Genomic DNA, 18441 nt, shown 5'->3' on the forward strand with positions numbered 1-18441 from the left:
GCGTCGCCGCCCAGGCTGCTAGTACCAGCGGGGGTCGCCGGGCAGGACGGGGACGGGCCTGCCGTCCACCATGAAGAGGCGGGGGCGGATCGGCGTGACCTCGCGCCTGCCGAGGGCCGAGAGCAGCGCCGTCGCCGAGGTGGCCGCCCGGAGCAGTTCCAGGTTCTTGATCGTCGGCAGCCGGAGCGAGATCTCCTGGCGCTTCATGGCCGCGAACGCTTCCTCGGCCGTCAGCCACTTGACGTCCGTGATCTCCCGGCCGTCGGCCTCGGCGTCCTGTCCGGGCGGCATCGCGGCGGCGAAGAAGCGCGTGTCGAAGCGGATCGGGCTCTCCTCGGGTGTGATCCAGTGGGCGAAGTACGTGAGCCGGTCGGTGGCCAGCGCGAGCCGCTCGCTCCGGAGCATGTCGAAGAAGGCCGGGTTGGAGGCGTGGCAGGCCGCGCGATGGGCGGCGTAGCGCGGCCGATCCTCGGGCCCCCAGCGAGCGAGGTCGCCGGAGGCCGTGTAGGCCAGGAGCGCTCCGACCTCCTCGAAGGCCTCGCGGATGGCGCCGACCCAGAAGCCGAGCGCCTCCCGCGGACCGGTGTCGGCCCCCAGTCGCGCGGCGGCCTCCGCGGCCGTCAGCGCCGTGCAGAACCCCTCCACGTCGTCCGGTACGTCGTCCGTCTCGACCTTGCCCCCCGCGAAGACGTAGTCGCCTCCGGCGAACTTGCTCTTCGCATGCCGCTGGATGAGCAGCGTCTCGACCCCGCCGGCGGGTCGATCGCGCAAGAGGACGAGCGTGGCGGCCGGCGACGGAGTGACCGGACCTGTCATGGCCCTGGCTGAGACCTCATGACCGCATCTTGTCACAGGAGACGTGCTGCTGTCCAAGCCGACGCGTCGGGCCGCACGCGCGAAACGGGCCGCCGGGAACTTGCGTGACGAGAGCCCGGGGGTGCCGGGAGCCTTGACAAGGGGTGGGAACACTTGACAACATACCCGGCATCCGTTCTCCCTATGCACCCGCCAAAGGGCAGTGGAGCCTCATGAGCGACGCGACGGCCGACCTGCGGAGGCACCCACGGTCGAGGGTCTCCTGGCCTGTCACCGTGGAGACCGGCGGCCAGTCCTTCGAGCGGCACACGGTCAACCTGAGCCCCATCGGCGCCAAGGTGCAGCTCGAGGCGCGGCTGCCGGTCGGGACGCCGGCGACGCTCCGCTTCCGCCCCCCTCACGGCCGGCCGCTGGAGGTGGAGGCCATCGTCTGGCGCTCGGACTCCGATGGGCCGGCGTTCTTCTTCGTGGGCGTCGGCGGCGAGGCCGTGGCTCTCCCGAGGTAGCGGCGGCGTCACGGGCCCCACGCCCGACGGGCTCGTCAATCCCAAGGAGACCCCCATGGGTGCGGAAGCGCGAATCAAGGAGCTCGGCATCACGCTGCCCCAGCCGGCCAAGCCGGTGGGCAACTACATCCCGGGAGTACGCGTGGGCAACCTCCTCTTCCTGTCCGGGCATGGGCCCGTGCGGGTGGACGGTCAGCCGACCGCGCGCGGCAAGGTCGGGCGTGACCTCTCCATCGAGGAGGCCTACAAGGTCGCCCGGGAGGTGGGCATCAACCTGCTCGGCTCGGCGCGCGCCGTGCTCGGCAGCCTGGACAGGGTGAAGCGCATCGTGAAGGTCCTGGGCATGGTGAACTCCGCCGACGGCTTCGGGGAGCAACCGAAGGTCATCAACGGCTTCTCCGACCTGATGGTGGAGATCTTCGGGGAGAGCGGACGTCACGCGCGCTCGGCGGTGGGGATGGCCGAGCTGCCCATGGGGATCCCCGTCGAGATCGAGATGATCCTGGAGGTCGAGTAAGCCCGCCTCCCTGGCCGGGGGTGGGCTATCGCTGGAGCAGGGCGGGCAGGGTCGTGAAGGCCTCGGCCATGCGCGGGCCGAACCACGACGCGAGCCGCCCGTCCACCAGGCGGACACGCCCGTTCCGAACGGCGGGCATGTCCCGGTAGGGCGTGAAGTCCGCCGCGTGCGCCTCCCGGAAGCGATACGGCTCGTCCGGCAGCAGGATGACCTCGGGCCCCGCCGTGGCCACCGCGTCCAGCGTCACCTCCGGGTACCGCAGCTCGCAATCCGCGAAGACGTTCTCCCCGCCGCAGGCCGCCAGGACATCGTGGACATAAGTGTCCCGGTTGATCGTCATGTACGGGTGGCGCCAGATCGGATAGAACACGCGCGTGGGGCGCCCTCGGCCCCGCGCGCGCGCCGTCACTTCCGCCAGGCGCCGCGCGAGGTCGTCGGCCAGCGCGGCACCTCGCTCGGCCGCACCCGTCACCTCCCCCAGCTCCCGCACGAGCTGGATGCCGCCGGCCACGGTCCGCGGGTAGCTGACGTGGACGGCCATCCCCCAGCCGCGGAGCGTCTCGACGTGCTCGCGGTGGTTCTCCTCGATGTTGGCCAGGATGAGATCGGGGCGGAGCGCGCGGACCAGCTCCAGCCGGGGAGTCTTGGTGCCGCCGACGCGCACCGTGTTCAGCACCCCCGCGGGGGGCTCCGTGCAGAAGGTGGTGCAGCCGACCACCGCGGGGCCGACGCCCAGGCTGAAGAGAAGCTCGGTGACGCTCGGGACCAGGGAGACGATCCGCCGCGGCGGCCCGGGGAGGGCCAGGGCGACGCCCGAGGCGTCGACGAAGGGGCCCCGCCTCACGACAGCTTCGCGGCGCGCTCCGAGAGGCGTTCCACCAGCGCGATGATGTCCCGCATGCGGGCGCGCAGCTCGAACTCCGCCTTCTTCGCCCCGTCGGCGCCGCCGGCCGCCACCGCGTCCTCCAGGTTGGTCACGGCGACTCCGAATGCCTTGAGCAGGTGGCGCGTGCTCTCCTCGCCCATCGCACACTCCCGTGAGGGGGTTCCCTGAGGCGGACCGGCCGCCGCAGCCGGTGACCCGCGCGTGGACCACCACGCAGCGTCAGGATACCATGGGGGCGTGAAGAACGCGGAGATCGCGGGCCTGTTCGGCGAGATTGCGCAGCTCCTGGAGATCAAGGGCGAGAACGTCTTCCGCGTCCGCGCCTACGAGCGCGCCGTCCAGAGCCTCGAGAGCCTCGCCGAGGACGTGGCGCGCGTCGCCGCGCGCGGCGAGCTCTCGTCCATCCCCGGCATCGGCAAGGGCCTCGCGGCCCACATCGCGGAGTACCTCGCGACCGGACGCATCGCGGAGCTGGAGGCACTGCGCGCGGAGCTGCCCCGCGGGCTGCTCGAGGTCCTGGCGGTGCGCGGCGTCGGCCCCAGGACCGCCAGGCTCCTCCACGAGCAGCTCGGCGTGGACAGCGTGGAGAAACTCGAACAGGCGGCCGTCTCCGGCGAGATCCTGCGCGTGCCGGGCATCCGTGCCAAGACCCGCGCAAACATCCTGGCCGGCCTCCGCACGCTCCGCGCGGGGCAGGAGCGCCTCCCGCTGGGCCTGGCGCTGGCCCGCGCGGAGGAGATCGTCGAGGCGCTCCGAGGCACGGGCGAGGTGACCGCCATCGAAGTGGCCGGCTCCGCCCGCCGCCGGCGCGACACGGTGGGGGACCTCGACATCCTGGTCGCCTGCCGCCACCCCGAGCGCGTGATCGAGCGCTTCGTCGGCCTGTCCGCGGTGACGACGGTGCTCGCCCGCGGGGAGACCAAGGCCTCCGTCGAGTTCAAGGCGGACGACCGCGCCGCGTCCATCCACGTGGACCTGCGCGTGATCGCCCCCGACACCTACGGCGCCGCGCTGCAGTACTTCACGGGCTCCAAGGACCACAACGTGCGCCTCCGGGAGCTGGCGCAGAGGAAGGGACTCAAGATCTCGGAGTACGGGGTCTTCAGCGAGCGCACGGGCGCGCGGGTGGCCGGCGCCACGGAGGCGGAAGTCTACGCGGCCGTGGGTCTGCCGTGGATCCCGCCGGAGCTGCGCGAGAACTCGGGCGAGATCGAGGCGGCGCTGGGCGGGGGGCTGCCCGATCTCGTCGCCGCGGAGCACATTCGCGGCGACCTGCACGCCCACACGGACTGGTCCGACGGGCGCCAGCCGCTGGAGCGGCTGGTCGCCGAGGCCGAGGCGCGCGGGTACGAGTACATCATCGTCTCCGACCATTCCCGCTCGTCCACCGTGGCGGGCGGGCTCCGGCCCGAGGAGCTGCGCGAGCAGCTCCGGCGCATCCGCGCGCTGCAGCCCCGGCACCGCATCCGCATCCTGGCCGGCAGCGAGTGCGACATCCTCGCCGACGGGCGCATGGACTTTCCCGACGATCTCCTCGCCGAGCTGGACGTGGTGCTGGCGGCCGTCCACTCGCGCTTCAAGCAGCCCCGTGCCGAGATGACGGCGCGCATCGTCCGGGCGCTGGCCCATCCGTGCGTGGACATCCTCGTCCACCCCACGGGGCGGCTCCTCGGCGAGCGCGACCCCTACGACGTGGACCTGGAGCAGGTCTTCGCCGCCGCCCGCGAGCACGACAAGGCGATGGAGATCAACGCCTCCTGGCAGCGGCTGGACCTCAAGGACACCCACGCCCGGCGCGCGGCGGAGCTGGGGGTGCGGATCGCCATCAGCACCGACACCCACGACCTGTCGCAGCTCGAGGGCCTGGCGCTCGGCATCGCCACGGCGCGCCGCGCCTGGATCACGCCTGCGCAGGTGGTCAACGCGCTGCCGGTCAAGCGCCTGCTGGCCTGGGCGCGGGGGCACCGGCGGTAACCTCCTCGCGCCCGGCGGGCGCGTGTTTGCCCCGTCCGGAGGCGAGGTGTAGACTCGACGACCATGAGCGCTGCGCTGAGCTTCGCCCTCGCCGGCCTGCTCCTCCTCGCTCCCCTCGCCGTGTGCGCCCAGGACAGGCCCATCCAGCCCGTGGAGCCGGCTCCGGCGGCCCCTGCCGCCACCGCATCGTCTGGCCCGGCCATCGCGAAGGGGTCGAGCGTCGGGCTCGAGTACACGCTCACGGACGAGGCCGGGGCCGTGATCGACTCCAACAGGGGCCGGGCTCCGCTGCGCTACACTCACGGCGCTCGGCAGCTCATCCCGGGGCTCGAGCGGGAGCTGGTGGGGCTGCACGCGGGTGACGAGAAGAAGGTCGTGGTGAAGCCCGAGGACGCCTATGGCGCCGTGAACCCGGCGGCGCAGACCGAGGTGCCCAAGACCGCCATCCCGGAGGCCGCGCGCAAGGTCGGTGCCCGGCTCCTGGCCCGCAACCATGCCGGTGAGGCCCGGCCGGTGGTGGTCAAGGAGATCCGGCAGGAGACGATCCTCCTGGACCTCAACCACCCCCTCGCCGGCAAGACACTCTTCTTCGACGTGAAGGTGCTCGACGTCGCCGCGCCGGCGGCACACCCACCGCAGAAGGACGCCCCGCCGGCGCCGTCCGAGAAGTAGCCGGCGCCGTGGCCGCCGCCGCGGGAACTGCCGCCGGGCTGTCGCGCGACGCGGGGCCCGTGAGACCCGACGAGGGGATCTCGCCGAGCGCTCGGGCCTCTAGGCCAGGCCGCGCAGGGCGTCCACGAAGTCGCGCGAGAGGGTTCCCGAGTAGACTTCCTCGACGGGCCCCTGCAGCCGGATCGACCAGTCGGGTCGCACGTCCACTGACAGCGCGCCCCCTGGCATGCGCACCGTGACGAGGCCGTGGTCGCAGAGGCCGTTTCTCACCGCGGCGCAGGCCACGGCGCTCGACGAGGAGCCCGAGGCCAGCGTCCACCCGGCGCCCCGCTCCCAGATGAGGATCTCCACCTCGGCGCGCGAGGCCACGCGGGCGAACTGCACGTTCGTCCGGTTCGGGAAGGCGGGATGGGTCTCGATGAGCGGGCCGAGGCGGCGCGTCTCCGCCTCGTCGAGGCGGTCGGTGAAGACCACGCAGTGCGGGTTGCCCACCGACACCGCGGTGACGCTGAGCGTCCGGTCGGCTACCTGGAGCGGCTCGCGCACCACCTCCCGTCGCGGCCCGCTCATGGGGATTTCCGGGGCGACGAAGGTGCAATGCCCCATCTCGACGGTCACCTCGTTGACCCGCCCGCCCGCCACGTGGCACCGGCACTCGACGCGGCCGCCCTTCGTGTCCACGGTGAAGACCGACCGGCCGGCGCGCCCATGCTCGTGGAGGAACTTGGCGAAGATGCGAAGGCCGTTGCCCGACTTCTCGGCCTCGCTGCCGTCGGGGTTGAAGATCCGCAGCCCGAAGTCCGCGCCGGCCCAAGCGGGAACGAGGAGGAGAATCCCGTCCGAGCCCACGCCCCAGTTCCGGTCGCAGATGCGCGCCACCTGCCGCGGCGTGGGCGGGGCCGGCAGGTCTGCTGAGTCCATGACAATGTAGTCGTTGCCCAGCCCGTGCCCCTTGACGAATGGGATCATGGTCGGCGCGGCTCCTGCGTGGCGGGGGCGCTCCCGGGAGAGACGCCCGGCACCCGTGAGTGGGCGTGAAGGGGACGATCCGCGGTCAGGCTCATCCTCTCGGCCTCCCGGCGGGCGAGAGGAAGTCTGCGATGCGCTCGGGCACGCGGCGCACGTCGGTGGGGAGGCGGTGGCGCCACTTGCGGGCGAAGCGCGCCAGGGCCTCGCGCCGCTCGGACAGGTCGCGGTCTGGCGGGCGCGGCGCCTCGGCGCCGGTGCGGGTGCCGCCCCCACGGTGGACGAAGGGCGCCCGGACGACGACGCAGCGGTGGCCGGCCTCGCGCACCGCGAAGGAGAGGTCCCGATCGTAGCCGTGGAAGAAGCCGTAGCCCTCGTCGAAGCCTCCAACGGCAGCGAGTAGCGGGCGCGCGATGAAGAGGCAGACACCGTCCACGGCCGCGACCTCGGTCACCGGCGCACGGAGATTCCCGGTCCCCTCGAGGCTCGAGACGATGGTGCGGCCCACGTAGCGTCCGTCCCGCCTGAGGCGACGGGCGCCGTAGAGGCCCGCCAGCCCGGCCGCGGACTGCCCGTCCACCGCGGTCCGGAGCCGGTCGAGCCAGCGCGGATCTCGCATCTCGGTGTCGTTGTGGAGGAAGCAGAGGTGGTCCGACTCGGAGAGTTGCGCGCCCTGGTTGAGGGCCCGGATCAGCCCGACGTTCTCGGCGTTCCGGCGGTAGCGGAGTGGCCGGCCGGCCGGCCACTCGCGGAAGTACGCCTCCGTGCCATCGGTCGAGCCGTTGTCCACCACGCAGAGGTCGAAGGGGAGCGTCGTCGTCACGAGGCTGTCGAGGCAGGCCCTCGTCAGCGGCAACTGGTTATGGACCACCAGGACGACGCTGATCGTCATCTCCGGGTGTGGCGCGGCACGGCAGGAGCGGCGTCAGCGCTGGGCGAGGGGGATGTAGGGGGCGTCGAGGGCTCCCGTGTACTCGGCGCGAGGACGGATCAGGCGGTTGTTGCCGTGCTGCTCGAGCACATGCGCGGCCCAGCCGGCGACGCGGCTGAGCGCGAAGATCGGCGTGAACTGGTCCGTCGGGATCCCCATGGACGCGTAGGCGGCCCCCGAGAACAGGTCCACGTTGGGGAAGATCTGCTTCTCCGCCGACACGACGCGCGCGATGGTCTCCAGGATCTCGACGTTCGCGGTGCTTCCGGTCTGCCGCCCAAGCTCCACCGCCAGGCGGTGGAGATGCTTGGCCCGTGGGTCCTCGACGCGGTAGACGCGGTGGCCGAAGCCGCTGATGCGCGCCTTCTCGGCCAGCGCCTTGCGGATCCAGCCCTCGGCCTTCGCCGGGTCCTTCACCTGCTGCACCATGCGCATCACCTGCTCGTTGGCGCCGCCGTGGAGCGGCCCCTTGAGGGCGCCGATTCCCGACACCACCGCCGAGTGGATGTCCGACAGCGTGGCGGCCGTCACGCGGGCAGCGAAGGTCGAGGCGTTGAACTCGTGATCCGCGTGGAGGATGAGCGCGACGTCGAGGGTCCTGGTGGCCAGCTCCGAGGGCGTCTTGCCCGACATCATGTAGAGGAAGTTCCCCGCCAGCGACAGCCGCGGGGTCGGCGCCACGACAGGCTTGCCTCGGCGGATGCCCTCCCAGGCGGCCACGAGGGTCGGCATCTGCGCCGTGAGCCGGGTCGCCTTCCGGAGCGTGGCCTCGCGGGAATTATCCCCCGCGTCGGGATCGAAGGACGACAGCGCCGAGACCCCGGTGCGGAGCACCTCCATGGGCGTCGTCCTCCGCGGCAGCTGTCGGAGGATGGCGAGGAGCTTCGGGGAGAGCTTGCGGTTGGCGGTGGCGGCCAGCGCCTTCCGGTGGGCATCCAGCTCCTGTCGCGAGGGCAGCCGGCCATGCCAGAGGAGATGGACCACCTCCTCGAAGGTCGAGTGCGCGACGAGATCGTCGACGTCGAAGCCGCGGTACACGAGCCGGCCCTGCTTCCCGTCGATGAAGCAGATCTCGGAGGTGGACACGACGACGTCTTCGAGACCGGCCTTCTGGGGAGCTCCCGCAGCGTCCGTCATCGCCTCAGTGGCACTCCCTTGGCGGTATGGGGCAGAGTCAAAACGCCTCCTTGTACCATACGGGTGGAGGCACTTCAAGGCTTGTCGGCGCCCGGCCGGCGGCCTAGGATCTTCCCCGTGCTCCCGAGGGTCATCGACTTCTACGATCGGCATCCCATCAGCCTGTCGCAGGTGCTGGAGGCGCTCCGCCGTCAGGGCAAGGACATGCGCGCGCTGGCTCCCGAGGATCTCTACGAGTGGGACCAGGACCACTACGGCGGGCTCGAGGCCGTGGAAGCCCTCGCGCGGCGCGCCGGGGTCGGGGCCGACTCCCGAGTGCTCGACGTCTGCGCGGGGCTCGGCGGCCCGGCGCGCTTCCTGGCCCGGCGCTTCGGGGCGCGCGTCACGGCGCTGGACCTGAACGCCGGCCGCAGCCAGGGCAACGTCAGGCTGTCGCGGCTGGTGGGGCTCCAGGGTCTGGTCCGGAGCGTGCGCGGGGATGCCCAGATCCTGCCCTTCCGTGCCGGCGCCTTCGACGCCGTCATCAGCCAGGAGGGACTGCTCCACGTCCCCGACAAGGGGCGCGTGCTCGCCGAGTGCGCGCGGGTGCTCGGTCCGGGCGGGCGCATCGCCTTCACCGACTGGATCGCCACGCCCAGGCTCTGGGAGGGCGAGCGCCGCCGGCTCCAGGAGTGGATGGCGGCCGTCTCCGTCGAAACCATCTCCGGCTACCGCGCTCTCCTGGGGCGCGCCGGCTTCGCCGCCATCGAGGCCGAAGATCTCTCGGCGGCGTGGATCGAGATCCTGAGGCGCCGGCTCGAGATGTACCGGAGCCTGCGTGAGGACACCGTGGCACGGCTGGGCCAGGCCCGCTACGACGAGTACAGCCAGCTCTACGCCTTCTTCGTGGGGCTCGTGGAGGCGGGCAAGCTCGGCGGCGCCCGCCTTTGGGGTCAGGTCTTGCATTCCGACATCGGCAGGGGTGCAGCCTGCCATTGGGGTGCGGATCCGGGCATTGCTCATCCTGTCCCGCGGGGATTGCGGCGGTGGAGCGGGGGCTACGTGTCGTATTTCAAGACCTGACCCCCGACACGGGGGACCAGCGCGAGCACGAGGAGCGTCGAGAGCAGGAGGCCGGCGCAGAGGGCATAGGCGGCGCGGAGCCCCGCGGTCCCCAGCAGGGCATATCCCACCAGCGGGCCCAGCGCCGCGCCGAGATCGCCGGCGGTGGCCAGTCCGCCCATCACGACGCCGCGCAGCGGAGGGGGCGCGCTGTCCCCCGTCCAGACCACGACGGCCGGGTGGAGCAGCCCCTCGCCCACCGCGACGAGCACCACCCCCGTCACGATCGGCCCCACCCCGCGCCCGGCCGCCAGGACCACGAACCCGCCCAGGCTCACGACCACGCCCACCCCCGCGACGAGCCGCCGGGCCCCCAGGCGATCGAGGACATGGCCCGCGAGCGGCGCCTCCACCATGCCGGCGAGCCGCCGCGCGGCGAGGAGGGCGCCGGTCAGCGAGGCCACGGGCACGACGAGAGCGCTGGGCTCCGCCGCGAGCTGCGTGAGATGAACACCGAGCGTGCTCATCAGGACGCCGCTGCCAGCGAACAGGCTCGTGAAGCTCACGTACGCGGGGGCAAGGAGTCGGGGATCCAGGCGACGGAGCGCGGCCAGCGTCCCGAGGCCGGCGACGCCATGGCTCGTGCTGCCGCGATCCCCGGGGCCCAGCGGGCGCAGCGCCCAGACGGCGGCGCCGAAGCCCAGGGCGGCCAGCGGCACGTACACCGCCAGGGTGCCGCGATAGCCGAGGAGATCCGTGAGCACGCCCGACAGGACGAGACCCAGGAGGGTGCCGAGCTGGAGCAGTGACTGATAGGTGCCAACCGTCCGCCCGCGGACCTCGGCCGCGGACAGGTCCAGCACGATGGCCAGACCCCCCACCGAGATCAGCGCGAAGGCGATGCCCCAGACGATGCGCCAGACAAGCAGCGGCCAGAAGCTCTCGGCGGCCAGGTACCCCGCGGTCGAGACCAGCGCCAGCCCCATGCCGAGCAGATACGGACGGCGCCGCCCAAGCCGGTCGGACAGGAGCCCGGCCAGCGAGTTGGCGACCAGGCGCACGAAGCGATTGGCGCTGAGAATGATGCCGAGGCTCGCCGCCGCGATCCCAGCCGCCCCTGGGTGCGAGGGCAGGAAGACGTAGAGCATCTGGTCGCCCAGGAGCGCCAGCGAGTAGGCCAGGGCCAGCCCCGAGGCCAGCGCATAGCGTCGGGTCGCCACCGCGGGGTCAGGCTCTGTTCATCGGGTTCCGCCTGGAGCGCAGCAGCGTCGGAGCAGGAGCTCCATGTTGTAATGCAAGACCTGACCCCTGGCTCAGCGCAGCAGCCGCTCGAGGAGCTTCCTGATCCCGCCGCGCTCGCCCGACCTGATGGCGGTGGGAATCACGCGCAGCGTGCCCGCGCTCGAGCCCGTGACCTCCGCCTTGACCTGGGTGCGCCCACTGCTGAGGGTGACGGCCATGTCCACCCAGCCGTCCAAGAGCCTGTAGGTGCCTGCGCCCGCCACCGTCATCGCGCGGCTCCGGTACAGCAGGTCCTCGGTGCTGACGACCCCGCCCGCGATCCTGTACGTGGCGGTGATGGCATCGAAGTCGAGCGGCGAGTTGCCCGGGCGGAGCTCCTTCTCCCCGGCGAACAGCGGCGTCAGGACACCGGCCAGCTCGGCGACGTCGCGCAGGACCCGCAGCGCGCCCGCGCCCACGACCTTCCCGTGTCCGATCTGGAGCCGGCCCGCCCCGCCGAGCGTCCGCCAGGGGTCGGCGGGACGCAGCAGCGCCTCGCCCGTGAGATCCAGCGGGCCCGAGACCGCATAGCTCTGGCAGAGGTAGTCCACGAGGATCGGCGACAGCTGCACACCCTTGGCGCTGATATCCCTGAGCGCGAGCGTCCTGACCAGGGCGCCGGGCACCGTCTGCAGGTCGGCCGTCACGCTCACCGAGAGACTGCCCCCGGCGACCTGCGCCCGGAGCGGCTGGCTCTCGAGCCGCGCGGGCAGGAGCGTCACGGGTACGCGGAGGTCCTGGAGCGCCAGCGTGCGCCGCGAGGGCCGCGAGCATTGCGGTCGCTGCTCGGAGAGGTTGAGGCGCTCGAAGCGGAGCTCACCCGTGGCGGCGGGCTTCGCGACTGTGCCGCCGAGCTCGAGCCGCGCCTTGATGGGCCCAGCCACCGTGGGGGACCCGAAGAGCGCGGCGGCGAGTGCCGCCACATCCCCGGCCTCGAGGTCCACGCGCGCGCGGAGCGGCGCCTCGGCGAGCGGACGGCCCGCGGCGAGCGAGAGCGTTCCCTCGGCGATCCTCAGGTGGATGGCGCCCGGCTGCCCCACGGCCCGTCCCTCCACCGCCAGCCCGTCACCCCGGCCGGTGATGGCAAGCGTGACCGCGATGTCCTCGAGACGCCACTCCCCGCCCCGGGCGCCGCGCCTCTGGTAGCGCAGCGCTCCGTTGGCAATGCGCACCTGGGACAGGAGTCCGGCGACTGCCGGGCCGCCGGCCGCAGGCCCCCCGCCGGGCTTCGGGGCGGCGCGCGGGGCCGAGGCCCCGGCGCCGAGGGTGGCGATGTTGAGCCGGCCGCCGTCCTCCACGATCTCGGCCCGGAGCCCGTCAAGGGTGAGGTGGGTGAGCTCCACCCGGCCGGAGAGGAGCGGTCTGAGGCGCATGGCGAGTCGCCCTTCCTCGACGGTGAGGAAGGGCGTCGCGCCGAAGCGGGGGTCGTCGGCCACCGAGAGGCCGCGCAGCCTCACGGCCGGGCGCGGCAGCAGCGCGATCGAGAGCGAGGCGAACCTGACGGGGCGCCCCAGCGCCTGGCTCGCCTGCTGGGAGATGTAGGCCTGCACCTTCGGGGTATCCACGAGCCACGGCAGCGCGGCCAGCGCGCCGGCGAGGACCACGAGCAGGGCGCCGGCCGCGACGAGGAGCCACCGGAGCTTCACTGCGGCTTCCGCATGTCCTTCTTGAGGATCTTCCCCGTGGGGCTCTTGGGGAGCGCGGCGATGAACTCGATGGCCTCGGGCACCTTGTAGGCAGCGACCCTGTCGCGGCACAGCGCGCGGAGCGCCTCGGGGTCGGCCGAGGCCCCCTCCTTGAGGACCACGAAGGCCTTCACGGCCTCGCCGCGCACCGGATCGGGGGTCCCGAGCACGGCGGCCTCCTTCACCGAGGGGTGAAGAAAGAGCACCTCCTCGACCTCGCGGGGGAAGACCTTGAAGCCGGAGACGTTGATCATGTCCTTGACGCGGTCCACCACGTAGAAGTAGCCGTCCGCATCGCGGGAGCCGATGTCCCCCGAGTGCAGCCACCCGTCTCGCACCGCTTCCGCCGTGGCCTGCGGGTTCCGGAAATAGCCCTTCATCACGTTGGGGCCCTTGATGAGAATCTCGCCCAGCTCGCCATCGCCCACCTGCTGCCCCGTGGCGGGATCCACGACCTTCATCTCCACGTTCTCGATGGGGGTGCCGATGGAACCCGGCCGGAAGGCCGTGTCGTGGTTGTAGGAGGCGAAGGGAGAGCACTCGGTGAGACCGTATCCCTGGTGGATGTCGTGGCCGGTGTGCTCCTTCCACCGCCGCTCCGGCTCGGCGGGCAGGCTCGCCGCCGCCGAGAAGCACAGCCGGAGCGAGGACCGGTCCCAGCGCGCCATGTCCGAGCCGAGCATCAGGATGTACATGGTGGGCACCGCGTACAGGAGCGTGATCCCTTCGGCGCCGATGGCGGCCGTGAAGTCGTCGGGGACGAACCGCTCCTGGAGCACGAGCGTGCCCCCGCAGGCGACCAGCGCGTTCATGATGAAGTTCTGACCGAAGCAGTGGAAAAGTGGAAGCGCACAGAGGCCCCGGTCATCGGGCGTCATCCGGAGGTGGTGAATCGTGGCCCAGGTGTTCGACACCACGTTCTCGTGGGTGAGCATGACCCCCTTGGGGCGTCCGGTGGTGGCCGAGGTGTACAGGATGGCGGCGGTCTCGCTCCGGTCCCGCTCCATGGCGCGCAGCCCCGGGTCGCCGGCGAGCGAGCGGAAGTCCACCTCGCCCTGCCCGCCCACCTGGATCAGGTGCCGCACCGACGGCAGCTCCCGGCGCGGCGGCAGGTTGGCAGCCACGGGCCCAGCCGTCACCACGGCGGCGGCCTCGCCGTCGTTGATGATGTAGCCGAGCTCGTCCCGCTTGTAGACCACGTTCAGCGAGATGGGAACGAGCCCGATCTTGCTGGCCGCGTAGTATGTCAGCACGAACTCGGGCCAGTTGGGCAGGTGGAGTCCGAGCCGCTCTCCCGGCCTGAGGCCGAGGCCGGCGAGCCCGGCAGCCAGCGAGGAGGCGGCCCGGTCGAGCTCCCGGTACGTCCAGCGCCGGTCCCTGAAGACCAGCGCCGGCCGCCCCGGATGGTGGAACGCCGACCGCTCGAGATTTCTCGCGACGTTCATGGGCCCACCTTCAGGGAATGAGCCGGCCCGTCGGCTTCGCCGTCGGGGCGCTTCCGCGCCCGACGGTCGGGCCCGCAACCCGTCCGGTCGTCATGGCAGCAGGAGCATTCTCCTCCTTCGCCGTCGGGGCGCTTCCGCGCCCGACGGTCGGGCCCGCAACCCGTCCGGTCGTCATGGCAGCAGGAGCACCTTTCCTGTGGTCTTCCGGCCCTCGAGGGCGCGGTGCGCATCGGCGGCCTGCGCCAGCGGGAAGGTGATCTCCACGCGCAGCCGGAGCTTCCCCTCGCGGATCCAGCCCAGGACGTCGCCCGAGCGCTGGACCAATTCCTCGCGGGTGGCGATGTGATGGTTGAGGCTCGGTCGTGTCACGAAGAGGGATCCCTTCACGTTGAGGAGCTGGAGATCGAGCGGCGGCACGGGACCGCTCGCCGCCCCGAACAGCGCCAGCGTGCCGCGGGGCCTCAGACAGTCGAGGCTCCCGCTGAAGGTCGTGGCGCCCACGCCGTCGTAGACCACGTCCACGCCGCGGCCGCCGGTGATGCGCTTCACCTCGGCCACGAAGTCCTGCGTGGTGTAGACAATGACGTGGTCGGCCCCCGCCGCTCGGGCCAGGGCGGCCTTCTCCTCCGTGGACGCCGTGCCGATCACGGTCGCGCCGCGCATCTTCGCCATCTGGCAGAGCAGGAGCCCCATGCCGCCGGCCGCGGCGTGCACGAGGCACGTCTCGCCCTTCCGGAGTGGATAGGTCGAGACCACGAGGTAGTGGGCCGTCATCCCCTGGAGCATGGCCGCCGCCCCGTCCCGGAAGGAAAGGCCGTCCGGGAGCTTCACGAGGCGGTTCGCGGGACAGACGTTGAGCTGGGCGTAGGAGCCCGGGATCCCCGTGTAGGCCACGCGGTCGCCCACCTTGACGTCGCTGACGCCGGCCCCCAGGGCGGTGACGGTGCCCGCACCCTCGAGACCGGGCGTGAACGGCAGGGGCACCTTGTTGGCGCCGGTGCGGAAGTAGACGTCGATGTAGTTGAGCCCGGCCGCCTCGAGCTTGACGAGGGCCTGGCCGGCCCCCGGGGTGGGCTCCGGGACATCCTCGAGCCTCAGGACCTCGGGCCCCCCGGGTGTGTGGACGCGAATGGCCTTCATGTGTGTCCTCCTCATGGAGCGCGCGGAGCGACGGGGTCCCGCCGCTAGCGCATGGCCGAGAGATCCACCGTGAACCTCGATAGCTCCTTCTCGTCCGGGTCGCGAATCAGCAGGGTGAAGCGGCCCCTGGGATCGAGGCGCGCGGCGGGAAACACGTAGAGACAGCGGGCGCTGAACCGCCCGTCCTCCCCGCGCAGCGCCGTCTGCTCGTTCTGCACGAAGCTCGGCTTCACCTCGATCTTGCCGTCGAGCAGCGCCGGCTCCAGGAAACGCGCGAAGTCGGGCTTGCCCCCGCGCAGGGTAACCCACAGCGTGAGCCTCCCCGCGGTCGCCTTCAGCACCGCGCCGATCTCCCTCGGCTTGAGCGGCGCCTTCTTGAAGGCGGCGATGCGCGCCGCCTGGGCGAGGCGGTGGAATGGCGTCACCACCGTCAACGTGTCACCCGAGCCGTTGCGGCTCGTCCACTCGTCGCCGAGCACCTCGCTCACGACGCTCCTGCGTCCGAGGCCGATCGCCTCCTTCTGCTCCCGCTCGGTCAGGGCGAAGGAGGCCGCCGCCGCGGGCTGGCTCGTGACGGGCCACAACGCGATTCCAGCGAGGGCGACGATCCAGACGCGCCGCATGATCCGACTCACGCCGCGCCATTGTAGCATGGCGTCACGGCTCGTCCGTCGACCCGCGCGGGCCGCGCCTCGCGCGCACCCGCGCCTGCATTGCTCCCGGAGACGGCCCGCGGTACGGTAGACGTATGCGCCGCGCCGGGCTCCTTCTCTCGGCCCTGCTTCTCGCTGGGTGCGTCTCCGCGTTCCCCGACGAGATGCTGCACGCGGTGAACCGCGCGGTGACCGTCTCCGAGCTGCGCCGCGCTCCAGGCGCGCACACCGGCGCGCGCGTGATCCTCGGCGGCGAGATCCTCGCCACCCGTCCCCGGGTGGGCGAGACCGAGATCGAGGTTCTCGCGCGGAACCTCGGGTCCGACGACAGCCCCGACCGGAGCGACCGATCCGAGGGGCGCTTCCTGGTGACGACGAGGGGCTTCCTCGATCCCGCCGTCTATGCCGCCGGCCGGCGCATCACCGTGGTGGGCACGGTCAAGGGCGAGGAGGAGCGCGCGATCGGCGAGCTGCCGTACCGCTACCCGGTGATCACAGCCGAGCAGATCAAGCTCTGGCCGCGCGACGTGGCAGCGAGGCATCTCGTCCCGGTCTACCCGCTGGGCTCCTACGACTGGCCGCCCTGGCCCTACTGGCCCTACGGCCCCTACCAGCCCTGGCCCTTTCGGTGACCCGACCCCGGGCCTAGGGAGCCTTGCCCCGCACGGTGATCACCGAGAACTGCGCCGGGTCCAGGTAGCGCGCCGAGACGCGCTGCACGTCCGCCGCGGTGACGCGGCCGATGCGCTCCCGGTAGCGATCGGGGTAATCGAGCCCGAGGCCGTGCTCCTCCACGGCGATCAAGAGCCGGGCCACCTTCCCCGAGGTGTCCATGCGCAGCGGGAAGCTCCCGACGAGGTAGGCCCGTGCCAGCTCCAGCTCGGCGGCTGCCACCTCTTCCCGCCCCATCCGGCGCATCTCCTCCTTCGCGAGGCGCACGGCCTCGTCCACCCCGTCGTTGCGGGTCTGCAGCCCGACCACGAAGGAGGCGCCGTAGCGCGCGGGGGAGAGCGAGGAGTAGATCGAGTAGGCGAGCCCCCGGTCCTCGCGCACGCGCGTGTAGAGCCGCGACGCCGAGCCGCCGCCGAGAATGTAGTTGGCGACCGCCAGCGGGAAGTAGTCCGGGTGATCCTGGCGGATCGCCGGACGGCCGAGGTACACGGTGGCCTGGGTGAGGTCGCGCGTGAGGGTGCGCGCGACCGCAGGCGGCAGCGCGGCGATGGCCGAGGGAATCGCCGCGGGCGGAGCGGCCGGCGGCGCCCAGCCCGTGAGGCGCTGTTCCAGCTCGCGCCTGATCCCATCCCGCGTGACGTCGCCCACGACGGCGATCACAGCCGCGTCGGGCCGGTAGTGCTCCCGGTGGAAGCGGGCCACCTGTTCGCGCGTGAGCTTGCCGACGGACTCGACGGTCCCGGGCGTCGGGCAGGCATAGGGATGGCCCGGGTAGAGGACCTGCGCCAGATCGCGCCCCGCCACGGCCTCGGGGTTCGCCTCCGAGCGCTTGAGCGCCGCCTGCACCTCCGCCACCCGGCGCCTGAGCTCGTCCTCGGGGAAGGCGGGCTCGCGCAGCACCTCGGCGAGGAGATCGAGGCCCAGCGCCAGGTCCTTCTTCAGCACCGCGAGGGAGATCGTGACCCCGTCCTTCCCCGCGCCGGCCTCGAGGCTGCCGCCAACGAACTCGATGGCGCGGTCCAGTTCCGGGCCCGAGCGCCGGGCCGTGCCGCGGGTGAGGAGGTCCGCGGTGAGGCTCGCCAGCCCGGGGGCATCCGGCGGGTCGAAGGCGGAGCCCGCGCGCAGGTAGGCGCTCACGGAGACGATGGGGATCGCATTCCGCTCGGCCACCAGGAGCGTGGCGCCGTTGCCCAGGACCGCGCGATGGGCGATGGGTGCGGCGCCCGCGGGGGCGGCGAGCAGCAGGAGCGCAGCGCCAAGGCTCGAGAGTCGTCTCATGGGTTCCCCTTCAGTCGAGCTGCTTGCGGAACTTGATCACGGCCAGCGAGAAGATCACGACCCCGAAGGCCAGCAGCGGCAGCAGGCTCGGCCAGAGATCGCCGAACCCGACGCCCTTGAGGATGATCCCGCGCACGATCCGCAGGAAGTACGTGAGCGGGATGATCGAGGCCAGGTACTGGGCCCCCGTGGGCATCCCCTCGATGGGGAAGAGGAGCCCGGAGAGGTAGATGGATGGCAGGAATGTCAGGAAGGCCATCTGCATCGCCTGCGGCACCGTGCGCGCGGCCGCGGAGACGAAGATCCCGATGCCGAGCGTGCCCATCATGAAGACGAGCGCGAGCCCGTACAGCAGCGGCAGGCTGCCGCGGATGGGGACGTCGAAGACGAAGTGGGCCACGATGAGCGCCATGGTCATCTGGCCGTAGGCCACGAGCAGGTTGGGGATGATCTTGCCGAGGAGCAATTCCCAGCGCCGGATCGGGCTCACGATCAGGGCCTCGAGGGTCCCCTTCTCCCGCTCGCGCACCACGGACACCGCCATGGCCGTGATGGTGGTCTGCATCAGGAGCGCGCCGATGAGGCCGGGGACGATGAAGATGGCGGAGACGAGGTCGGGGTTGTACCAGGCGCGGACCCGCACGTCGAAGGGCACCCCGGTCCGACGGCCGAGCGTGGTGCCCTCCAGCGTCTTGGTGATGATCTCCAGCGACCGCTGGGCGCCCAGCGAGCTGGCGGCGTTGATGGCGGACGTGGCCACCTGCGGGTCGGAGGCGTCCACGATCACCTGGACCTCGGCCGCCTGGCGCGCCAGCCGCCGGGCGAAGTCGGGCGGGATCAC

Annotated in this window: 19 protein-coding genes; 6 read left to right on the top strand and 13 right to left on the bottom strand. The window is 72.0% G+C overall.

What is annotated here, in order from left to right; genetic code table 11:
- Positions 1 to 18: 18 nt before the first annotated feature.
- Positions 19 to 816: an NUDIX hydrolase gene (locus HYV93_25870; protein ID MBI2529403.1), complete on the bottom strand. Its 798-nt coding sequence runs from the start codon at positions 814 to 816 to the stop codon at positions 19 to 21.
- 212 nt (positions 817 to 1028) lie between these two features.
- On the opposite strand from HYV93_25870, the gene HYV93_25875 reads away from it, so the two are divergent.
- Complete coding sequence (locus HYV93_25875; GenBank protein ID MBI2529404.1) at positions 1029 to 1322, top strand: PilZ domain-containing protein; 294 nt, start codon at positions 1029 to 1031, stop codon at positions 1320 to 1322.
- Between the two features lie 55 nt (positions 1323 to 1377).
- A complete protein-coding gene (locus HYV93_25880) occupies positions 1378 to 1839 on the top strand; it encodes a RidA family protein (GenBank protein ID MBI2529405.1) in 462 nt (153 codons plus the stop codon).
- 25 nt (positions 1840 to 1864) lie between these two features.
- Here HYV93_25880 and HYV93_25885 read toward each other — a convergent pair whose 3' ends face one another.
- Both HYV93_25885 and HYV93_25890 read right to left on the bottom strand, forming a co-directional pair.
- Positions 1865 to 2683 (bottom strand): cobalamin-binding protein, encoded by an 819-nt coding sequence (locus tag HYV93_25885; GenBank protein ID MBI2529406.1) that lies wholly within the window; start codon positions 2681 to 2683, stop codon positions 1865 to 1867.
- Positions 2680 to 2865: a hypothetical protein gene (locus HYV93_25890; GenBank protein ID MBI2529407.1), complete on the bottom strand. Its 186-nt coding sequence runs from the start codon at positions 2863 to 2865 to the stop codon at positions 2680 to 2682. The genes HYV93_25885 and HYV93_25890 overlap by 4 nt, the downstream gene beginning before the upstream one ends.
- A 97-nt stretch (positions 2866 to 2962) precedes the next feature.
- Here HYV93_25890 and polX point away from each other — a divergent pair, with 97 nt between their 5' ends.
- Together polX and HYV93_25900 are read left to right on the top strand one after the other, a co-directional pair.
- Positions 2963 to 4699, top strand: coding sequence for a DNA polymerase/3'-5' exonuclease PolX (polX, locus tag HYV93_25895; protein ID MBI2529408.1), 1737 nt, complete (start codon positions 2963 to 2965; stop codon positions 4697 to 4699).
- 63 nt (positions 4700 to 4762) lie between these two features.
- Complete coding sequence (locus HYV93_25900; GenBank protein MBI2529409.1) at positions 4763 to 5371, top strand: peptidylprolyl isomerase; 609 nt, start codon at positions 4763 to 4765, stop codon at positions 5369 to 5371.
- Between the two features lie 99 nt (positions 5372 to 5470).
- Here HYV93_25900 and HYV93_25905 read toward each other — a convergent pair whose 3' ends face one another.
- The 3 genes from HYV93_25905 to HYV93_25915 form a co-directional block, all read right to left on the bottom strand.
- The gene (locus HYV93_25905; GenBank protein ID MBI2529410.1) at positions 5471 to 6340 is read right to left on the bottom strand and encodes a diaminopimelate epimerase; all 870 of its coding nucleotides are present in this window, start codon (positions 6338 to 6340) and stop codon (positions 5471 to 5473) included.
- Positions 6341 to 6431: 91 nt separating this feature from the next.
- Complete coding sequence (locus HYV93_25910; GenBank protein ID MBI2529411.1) at positions 6432 to 7229, bottom strand: glycosyltransferase; 798 nt, start codon at positions 7227 to 7229, stop codon at positions 6432 to 6434.
- A gap of 33 nt (positions 7230 to 7262) precedes the next feature.
- Positions 7263 to 8405, bottom strand: a complete 1143-nt coding sequence (locus tag HYV93_25915; protein MBI2529412.1) for a citrate synthase — start codon at positions 8403 to 8405, stop codon at positions 7263 to 7265.
- Positions 8406 to 8522: 117 nt separating this feature from the next.
- Between HYV93_25915 and HYV93_25920 the strand changes: the two genes are divergently transcribed.
- A complete protein-coding gene (locus tag HYV93_25920) occupies positions 8523 to 9467 on the top strand; it encodes a methyltransferase domain-containing protein (protein ID MBI2529413.1) in 945 nt (314 codons plus the stop codon).
- Here HYV93_25920 and HYV93_25925 read toward each other — a convergent pair.
- From HYV93_25925 to HYV93_25945, 5 genes are all read right to left on the bottom strand, one after another.
- Complete coding sequence (locus tag HYV93_25925; protein ID MBI2529414.1) at positions 9443 to 10666, bottom strand: MFS transporter; 1224 nt, start codon at positions 10664 to 10666, stop codon at positions 9443 to 9445. The genes HYV93_25920 and HYV93_25925 overlap by 25 nt on opposite strands.
- A gap of 93 nt (positions 10667 to 10759) precedes the next feature.
- Positions 10760 to 12373 (bottom strand): AsmA family protein, encoded by a 1614-nt coding sequence (locus HYV93_25930; GenBank protein ID MBI2529415.1) that lies wholly within the window; start codon positions 12371 to 12373, stop codon positions 10760 to 10762.
- Positions 12370 to 13857, bottom strand: a complete 1488-nt coding sequence (locus tag HYV93_25935; protein ID MBI2529416.1) for a long-chain fatty acid--CoA ligase — start codon at positions 13855 to 13857, stop codon at positions 12370 to 12372. Before HYV93_25935 ends, HYV93_25930 begins: the two co-directional genes overlap by 4 nt.
- A 171-nt stretch (positions 13858 to 14028) precedes the next feature.
- Positions 14029 to 14997, bottom strand: coding sequence for a quinone oxidoreductase (locus HYV93_25940; protein ID MBI2529417.1), 969 nt, complete (start codon positions 14995 to 14997; stop codon positions 14029 to 14031).
- A 44-nt stretch (positions 14998 to 15041) separates the two neighbouring features.
- Positions 15042 to 15632, bottom strand: a complete 591-nt coding sequence (locus tag HYV93_25945) for a hypothetical protein (protein ID MBI2529418.1) — start codon at positions 15630 to 15632, stop codon at positions 15042 to 15044.
- A 113-nt stretch (positions 15633 to 15745) separates the two neighbouring features.
- Here HYV93_25945 and HYV93_25950 point away from each other — a divergent pair, with 113 nt between their 5' ends.
- On the top strand, positions 15746 to 16282 hold the full coding sequence (locus HYV93_25950) for a Slp family lipoprotein (protein MBI2529419.1): 537 nt from the start codon (positions 15746 to 15748) through the stop codon (positions 16280 to 16282).
- 13 nt (positions 16283 to 16295) lie between these two features.
- Here HYV93_25950 and HYV93_25955 read toward each other — a convergent pair whose 3' ends face one another.
- Both HYV93_25955 and HYV93_25960 read right to left on the bottom strand, forming a co-directional pair.
- Positions 16296 to 17600 carry an insulinase family protein gene (locus HYV93_25955; GenBank protein MBI2529420.1) on the bottom strand — a complete coding sequence of 435 codons (1305 nt, stop codon included), beginning with the start codon at positions 17598 to 17600 and terminating at the stop codon, positions 16296 to 16298.
- 10 nt (positions 17601 to 17610) lie between these two features.
- On the bottom strand, positions 17611 to 18441 hold an 831-nt coding region (locus HYV93_25960), incomplete at its 5' end, for an ABC transporter permease (protein ID MBI2529421.1).

It is taken from the genome of Candidatus Rokuibacteriota bacterium (assembly GCA_016188005.1).
GTDB lineage: Bacteria > Methylomirabilota > Methylomirabilia > Rokubacteriales > CSP1-6 > UBA12499.